Raw genomic sequence first — 7,494 nt, 5'->3', positions numbered from 1 at the left:
GACGGGCGGCGGTGCACGGTGCACTGGCACCATGCCGAGCAGCTCGCCCGGCGCTATCCCCGGCTCACGGTCGAGCCCGACATGCTGTACGTGGACGAGGACCCGGTGATCACCTCCGCCGGCACCGCCGCGGGGATCGACGCCTGTCTGCACCTGGTGCGCAAGGAGCAGGGCCCGGAGGTGGGCAACAAGATCGCCCGCCGGATGGTGATGCCGCCGCACCGGGACGGCGGGCAGGCGCAGTTCATCGAACGGCCGCTGCCGAAGGCCCCCTGCGACACGGTCGGGGAAGTGCTGGCCTGGATGGAGGCCCACCTCGACCAGGAGGTCACCGTCGAGCAGCTCGCCGCCCGCGCCCACATGGCGCCGCGTACCTTCGCCCGGCGCTTCCAGCAGGAGACGGGGACCACGCCCTACCGCTGGATCCTGCGCCAACGGGTGCTGCTGGCACAGGAGTTGCTGGAGGGGACGGACGAGACGATGGACGCCATCGCCTGGCGCACCGGGTTCGGTACGGCCGCGGCGCTGCGCCACCAGTTCGTCCGGGCGCTGGGTACGACCCCGAACGCCTACCGGCGCGCGTTCCGGGGCCCGCAGGCCGCCTGAGCGCGCGCCGGTACCGCGATCTACCAGGGGTTCGCCCGCAGCAGCAGGTTCTGCGGGCGCAGCGTGATGCCGACGCGGGTGGAGTCGTCGGATCCGCCGGCCTGCTCGAAGCGGTACTTCGCCGAGACCGCCGCGGTGATCAGGCTGAGCTGGGCCATGGAGAAGTGGTCGCTGGGGCACTTGCGGTTGCCCACGCTGAACGGGCTCATGGCGTACTTCGGTACCTCCTTGGCCCGCTCGGGCAGCCAGCGGTCGGGGTCGAAGTCGAGGGGGCGGGCGTAGGAGCGGCCGTCGCGCTGGATGGCGTACGGGCTGTAGACGATGTCCGCCCCGGCCGGGATGCGATAGCCGCCGAGCGCGGTGTCGGTCACCGCGCGCCGCGTCAGAATCCATACGGCGGGCCTGAGCCGCATGGCCTCGACGACGACATTGTTGGTGTGCGTGAGTGAGCGGACGTGCTCGAATCCGACGGGTCGGCCGCCGGTCACGGATTCGACCTCGGTCCGTACCTTCTCGGCGTGTTCCGGGTGTTCGGCGAGGACGTGGAGCAGCCACATGATCGTGGAGGCGACTGTTTCGCTGCCGGGGGTGAGTATCGCGACGACCTGGTCGTGGATCTCCTGTTCCCCGATGGGCTCGCCATTGTCGTCCTTCGCCTCCAGCAATGCCGTCAGCAAATCGTCCGGCTTTTGACCAGATGACCTCCGCTCGGCGACGATCTCGTCCACCAGCAGATGCAGATCGGCCAGCGCCCGGTCGAATTCGCGGTTGGCCGGGAACGGCAGCCGGTAGAGCGGCCCGAGCGGGATCACCATCCTGCGGTACATACCCCGGAAGACGGTGGCGAGGTCGGTGCTGAGGCGCTCCGCGCGCTCGTCCATGTACTCGCCGCGCAACAGGCAGCGGGCGGCGATGCGCACGGCGACCCGGAAGGACTCGGAGGTGCAGTCGACCGTCTCACCGGGCCGCCAGCGCTCGGTGAGCGCGTGCGCTTCCTGCTCCATGACCGGGCCGTAGCCGGGTACCGCGTCGAGCCGGAAGGCGGGCTGGATGGTGCGGCGCTGCCGGCGGTGCCGGGGGCCGTTCGCGGTGGCCACGCCCTCCTTGCCGAGCAGGCCCTCCAGCGACTCCCACAGCGGGCCGTCGATCGAGAAGCCGGGGCTGAGGGCGAGGGCCCCGGTGAGGGCCGGGGTGGTCACGGCGTACACCGTCTTGGGACCGAGCCTCAGGCGTACGACGTCTCCGTACCGGCGCAGCCCGGACATGAAGGCGAGCGGGTCGCGGACCAGGTGCAGGCCGTGGCCGAGGACCGGTACGGCGCCTCCGGCCGACGGGGGTTCACGCAGCGCGGACGTCCCGGGGCCGGCGGGGGTCCGGGGGCTCACCGACTCGACGGTCATTTCTCACCTGCCGTTTCGTTCGTGACGTACGGGGGCGTGGACCGGTCGTCCCAGTTGTCCACCCGGTACCGGCCGGACTCGTGGTGGAACCAGTAGACGGAGCTGAACCAGTTGCGCATGGCGCCGACGCAGGAGCGGACGGCCGCGCCCAGTTCCTTGCCGCGGACGGTTCCGTCGTCGAGGTCCCGGGCGAATTCCAGCACCTCCCGTTCGGCGTCGAGGAATGCGCTGACGCATTCCTCTACGCGCCGCCTGACGTCGTCCACCGCTTCTTCGAGGGTCAGCCCCGCGTGGGTGATGAGACTGATTCCGAGATTGTGCACCTCGTCGCCCGCTATTTCCTTCGGCAACGAGCACAGGTCGTTGTACCAGGCGGCGAATTCCTGACTGAGCAGGGCCGCCCGGCGGTACGCCGGATTTCTCCGCACGGACGCCGGAAGTTCACATCCGGCGCTGGGTTCGAGCAGGTCCGTCCATATCCAGTGGGCGAACGTGAGGCGGCGCAGGGCGAGATACTCTTCGACGCCGGGTATGTGGCCCCGGACGCGGTTGCGGAATTCTTGGTCGTAGGCCTCGATCACCGCGTGGAAATGCCGGGCGAACCGCTGGTTCCAGGTGTGCGGCAGGAAGCCGAACAGCCGCAGCACGCTGTCCGCGAACCCGGCCACCAGCGGGTCGGGGTGGTGCAGGTGGTGCCTGGGCGCGTCGAGAGCCGCGTGCAGCCGGTGGCGCAGCCGCCGCCAGTGGCCCGTCCGGCCGTGCACGATGTCGCGGTCGTGGCGGTCGTCCCAGACGAAGAACCAGGCGCTGTAGTCCGCTATGGCCTGCAGGACCTCGTCGGAGGCGTCGGTGTAGTAGCCCGCCATGAGGTCCGTGTAGCACAGACCATCGGCATATTCCTGCACCTTGGCCGGCGGCATGAGCCGTTTTTCCAGGAGCCAGCGGCGTGTTGTCTCCTGGAGTCGTGGCCAATAGGGATGCAGTTGCCGGGGAAAGGCGGACTCGATCACCGGGAGTGCCAGTGAAGGCGGGACTACGACCGCCGTCGCCGTCACCGTGGTGCTGTGTGGGAAAGCTTGCACAGAACAAACCCCTCTCAGCCGCCAGGAAGCGCGCACCCCCGACCGTGTGCCGGGCGTGCGCCGTTGCGTATCCCCGCACTTCCATTCAGCACCACAACTGACCGCCGTGGGAACGGATTTGCTTCACTCACTACCCCAAGGTGCCGAGAATCCCCCCTCGCTGACCGATTAGGGATCACCAGAGGCCCGTAAGGGATCGGGTGTACGACGCACACCCGAACGAGCCACGGCAGCACGAAGGCGCCCGGCCGGGGATCCTCCGCGGCCGGGCGCCTTCGTGCTGCCGTGCTCGTCAGTCGTTGGCGACGACGGGGTAGCGGGGCTCGTTCTCGGCCATCTGCCGCAGGGCGTCCTTGCGGTCCCGCTTCGAGAGCCGGTCGATGTACAGGTAGCCGTAGAGGTGGTCGGTCTCGTGCTGCAAACAGCGCGCGAAGTAGCCGGTGCCCCGCACCTTCACCGGGTTGCCCCGCTCGTCCTGCCCGGTCACCTCGGCGTAGTCGGGACGCGCGAGCGCCGCGTAGGCCGTGGGGACGGACAGGCAGCCCTCGTTGCTGTCGTCCAGCCGGCGCCGCTCGGCGGGCAGGTCGACCAGCTTCGGGTTGCACACCACGCCGACGTGCCGGACGCCCTCGTCGTCCTGGCAGTCGTAGACGAAGACCTTCCGGTCGACGCCGATCTGGTTGGCGGCCAGGCCCACGCCCTCGGCGGTGCGCTGGCTGGCGAACATGTCGGCCACCAGCTGCTGCAGCTCCTCGCCGAACTCGGTGACGTCCTGGCACTCCTTGTGCAGCACCGGATTGCCGACGACCGTGATCGGCCGGGAGGTGCCGCGCTCGCGCCAGGCCCTCTCGCGCTCCTCGCAGTCCTCCGTGTCGACGACATAGCCCTCGTCGTCGACGGGGAGCACGCCCGCGTGCTGCTGATCGGTGTCCTGCTGCGCCATGACCGACGTACGCCTTCCTCAAAGAACCGGGGAGATGTTGCTGATACAGGGTACGGCGCCCGCTCAGCAGACCTCTTCCAGATCGCGCCAGTCCCGCGAGTCCGGGCTGTCCGCGACCCACCCGTCCAGCAGGCCCCGCACCAGCGACGCCGGCGCGGCCACCCCGCACTCCCGCTCGGGCACCCACAGCTGCCCGTCCGTCCGGTGTCCCAACGGCCCGGGGTGGCCCGGCTCGCTGTGGTCGTGCGGGTCGAGGTGCACGCCGTCGCCCTCGTCCGACGGCATCCGGGACTCGCTGCACATCCGGCACAGCAACCGCACCGAGGACGACCAGTCCTCCGCGGCGAACCCCGCGTCGGCGGCCAGCTGCTCCAGCGCGTCCCGGTCGGCCTCGGTGGCCGCCTCCAGCAGGACCACCCAGGTGGGCACGGGTGAGGGCGCCCACAGCTCGATCTCGTCGAAGACCGGGTAGGAGTGCCCGGTGGAGGTGGTGCGCTCGCCGTGCGGGACGCCGTCGTGCAGCACGACCTCGCCCCAGCGCCGCCCGGACGAGGGGAGCGGGATGGACAGCACCTCCAGCCGGGCCGGGTCCAGCCGGCGGCCCCAGACCACCTCGGCCTCACCCTCGGGCGACAGGCGTACGGCGGCGCTGCCCAGCTCCATGCCGACGGGCTCCGCGGCGGCCGCGGAGCCCCCGGGCACCTTCAGCCCGTACGCCTGCCAGGCGCGCCGGGCCAGCGGCCAGTCCTGCAGGGCGGTCGCGGCGATGCCCACGTTCCACCAGTCGGGCGCCCCGGTCTCCCGGTCGAGCAGGGCGACCGCGCGCAGCCCGGCCGCGCGGGCCTGCTCCCAGTCGTGGCGGAACTTGTGCAGCAGCGCCAGGTTGAACCAGGACTCCGACAGCCAGGGTTCCAGGTCGGCGGCGCGTGTCAGCAGTTCGCCCGCGTCCTCGTACCGGCCGTCGCCGATGAGTGTGAACGCGCGGTCCGTGGCCTGCCGCCAGGAGGCGGAGGGCCGGTGCCGTCCCTTGCCGAAGATCCTCACGATTCCCGCCTGCCAGTTCCATTTCCCGCTGTGGGCTGGCTTGTGCCCCCGAACACCCTCTCCCTCGCATCCAACCACGTACGGCGGGAAAGGCGCTCATTACCCATGGGTTACCCAGCCGGGCACGGGGTCAGACAGTGCGGTTCGCCGCACCGGTGCCCGCTCACGGCCGCCCGGGGGCCGGGCCAGCACCCGGGCGAGCGACTCCACGACCTCGGGAGCGTAGTCGTCCGCGGTCCCCAGGCGCAGCCTCTCCAGCGCGCGCAGCGGGCCGTCGGGGCCGGCGTCCCGGGTCATCTCGTCGTAGGCGTTGACGGCCCGGATGATCCGGGCGGCGAGCGGCTGCTCCCGGCAGGGGTCGGCCTGCCGTTCCACGACCACGGCGACGGCCGCGTCCACACCGGTCTGCCGGACGACGGCTCCGCCGAGAAGCGCGATGCGCCGCTGCTCGGCGACGGGCAGGTCCGCGGTGGCGCCGCCGGGCACCGGGTCGACCAGGCTGAGCTGGCCGATGTCGTGCATCAGGGCCGCGTACTCCAGGACGGTCAGTGCACAGCCGGTCAGGCCGAGGTCCCGGCCGACGGCCTGGCTGAGCGCGGCGACGCGGTGGGCGTGTCCGGCGGGGGTGCAGCCGGCGATCTCGGTGGCGCGGGCGAGGGAGGCGATGGTCTGCCGGTAGGTGGCGCGGACGGCCGTGTACCGGCGCAGGGAGTGCTGGACGAGCAGCATGGGCAGGCAGAACACGGGCAACGCCCACAGGCCGACGACGGCGACCGCCAGCGCCATCACCGCGCCGGTCGCCCAGACGGTGGACCCGATGCCGAGCAGTCCGCGCAGTTCCTCGCGCAGCAGCGGGCCGAACGGCCAGCGGGTGCGGCTGTGGGCGAGCGCGGCGGCCAGGACGGCGCCGCACAGGGAGGTGAGGGCGAGCAGGGTGAGCAGCAGGAGGGCGTAGGCGGGGCCGCCCCAGGAGGCGAAGGCTCCCTGGCTGTAGAGGGGTTGGAAGCAGACGGCGGCGAAGCCGACGGTGAGGACGCGGCGGGCCAGGTGGTCGGCGGTGGGGTGGCCGGACCAGATGTGGGGGACGGCGCCGAGCACGGTGGCGACCAGGACGACGGTGACGACCTGGGCGGCGTCCTGGTGGCCGGGCCGCCCGGCGACGGCTCCCAGCAGGGCGTACGCCAGGGAGCCTGCGGCGCCGAGGGGCGCGGCCTGCCGCCGTGCCTGCGCGTCGCTCCACCGGGTCAGCTCGCCGGCGGTCATGAGCGCCCCGAAGGCGAGCGCGACGCCGCGGTCGGCGAGGCCGGTCCACACGGTGGCGGCGAGGGAGCCGGCCGCGACCAGGCCGGCGGCGCCGTGGATGAGCCGCAGCGGGGTCACCGGGGCGTCCCGGTGCCGGCGGCCCGCCCGGTGGCCGGGGTGTCGTGGTCGGGCTCGTCGGCGGTGACCGCCGGGTGCCAGCCGGAACGGGCCAGGGCGCGGACGAACGCGCCGACCATGCGGGGGTCGAAGTGCGTACCGGCGCAGCGCTCCAGTTCGGCGAGGGCGGCCTCGACCGGGCGGGCCCGGCTGTAGCAGCGGGTGGAGGTCATGGCGTCGAAGGCGTCCGCGACGGCGACGATCCGGGCGCACTCGGGGATCCGGTCGCCGGCCAGGCCGTACGGGTAGCCGCTGCCGTCGAGCCGTTCGTGGTGGTGGAGGATGGCCGCGCGGGCCTCGCCGAGGAAGGAGATGCCGCGGACCATCTCGTGGCCGTACTCGGGGTGCAGTTCGATGATCCGCCGTTCCTCCGGGGTGAGCGGGCCGTTCTTGCGCAGCAGCCGGGTGGGCACGCCCAGCTTGCCGACGTCGTGCAGGATGCCGGCGAAGCGCAGCACCTCGACGCGTTCGTCGTCCATGCCGAGTTCACGGGCGATGAGGACGGAGGCGTGCCCGACGCGTTCGCTGTGGCCGCGCGTGTAGCCGTCCTTGATGTCGACGGCCTGGACCAGGGCGCGGATGGTGGCCTGGTGGGCCGCGCGTTCGCGGTGGTACTGGGCGAACACCCACCAGGAGACGCACATCGGCAGCAGCACGAGCAGGGCGGCGACCGGGCCGTAGGGGCTGCGCCACAGCACGGCCATCATCAGGCCGGCGAGTCCGTGCACCGCGACGGGCCCGAGGGTGCGGGCCAGCAGCCCGCGCCAGGCACGGCGCACCGGCATCAGGCCGACCGCCGCGCGCAGCCCGCCGTCGAGCGCGGTGAGCACCAGGCAGAAGGCGAGCACGGCCACGCCGGCGGGCAGCAGGGCGTAGGGGAAGTCGGAGCCGGCGACGGCGTCCTCGCCGCCGAGCGTGCCGTGCACCCGGGCGGCGGCCCACACGGCGAGCGCGGGCTGGGCGGCCCGCCACACCCGGCGGGGCAGGGCAGGCCGGTGCT

At 72.3% G+C, this 7,494-nt stretch carries 7 protein-coding genes; 1 reads left to right on the top strand and 6 read right to left on the bottom strand.

The genetic code is table 11. The annotated features are described in order from the left end of the window. Positions 1-606: helix-turn-helix domain-containing protein (locus IE312_RS39890; RefSeq protein ID WP_229899680.1), on the top strand; the 606-nt coding region annotated here is incomplete at its 5' end. Positions 607-626: 20 nt separating this feature from the next. Here IE312_RS39890 and IE312_RS13665 read toward each other — a convergent pair. The 6 genes from IE312_RS13665 to IE312_RS13640 form a co-directional block, all read right to left on the bottom strand. Further along, a complete protein-coding gene (locus IE312_RS13665; RefSeq protein WP_189981524.1) occupies positions 627-2,006 on the bottom strand; it encodes a bifunctional albaflavenone monooxygenase/terpene synthase in 1,380 nt (459 codons plus the stop codon). Then, positions 2,003-3,088: an epi-isozizaene synthase gene (cyc1, locus tag IE312_RS13660; protein ID WP_189981522.1), complete on the bottom strand. Its 1,086-nt coding sequence runs from the start codon at positions 3,086-3,088 to the stop codon at positions 2,003-2,005. Before cyc1 ends, IE312_RS13665 begins: the two co-directional genes overlap by 4 nt. Positions 3,089-3,380: 292 nt before the next feature. Next, complete coding sequence (def, locus tag IE312_RS13655) at positions 3,381-4,031, bottom strand: peptide deformylase (protein WP_189981520.1); 651 nt, start codon at positions 4,029-4,031, stop codon at positions 3,381-3,383. Between the two features lie 63 nt (positions 4,032-4,094). Then, a complete protein-coding gene (locus IE312_RS13650; protein ID WP_189981518.1) occupies positions 4,095-5,075 on the bottom strand; it encodes a hypothetical protein in 981 nt (326 codons plus the stop codon). 99 nt (positions 5,076-5,174) lie between these two features. Continuing rightward, entirely contained in the window at positions 5,175-6,455 is a 1,281-nt protein-coding gene (locus IE312_RS13645; protein ID WP_189981515.1) for an HD-GYP domain-containing protein, read from the bottom strand. Beyond that, positions 6,452-7,494 (bottom strand): HD-GYP domain-containing protein (locus IE312_RS13640; protein ID WP_229899678.1); only part of this gene is annotated, 1,043 nt, incomplete at its 5' end. The genes IE312_RS13645 and IE312_RS13640, both read right to left, overlap by 4 nt.

Source organism: Streptomyces capoamus (genome assembly GCF_014654935.1).
GTDB classification, from domain to species: domain Bacteria; phylum Actinomycetota; class Actinomycetes; order Streptomycetales; family Streptomycetaceae; genus Streptomyces; species Streptomyces capoamus.
The sequence above is the reverse complement of the archived record's forward strand: the minus strand, read 5'-3'. Positions and strand labels throughout refer to the sequence as shown.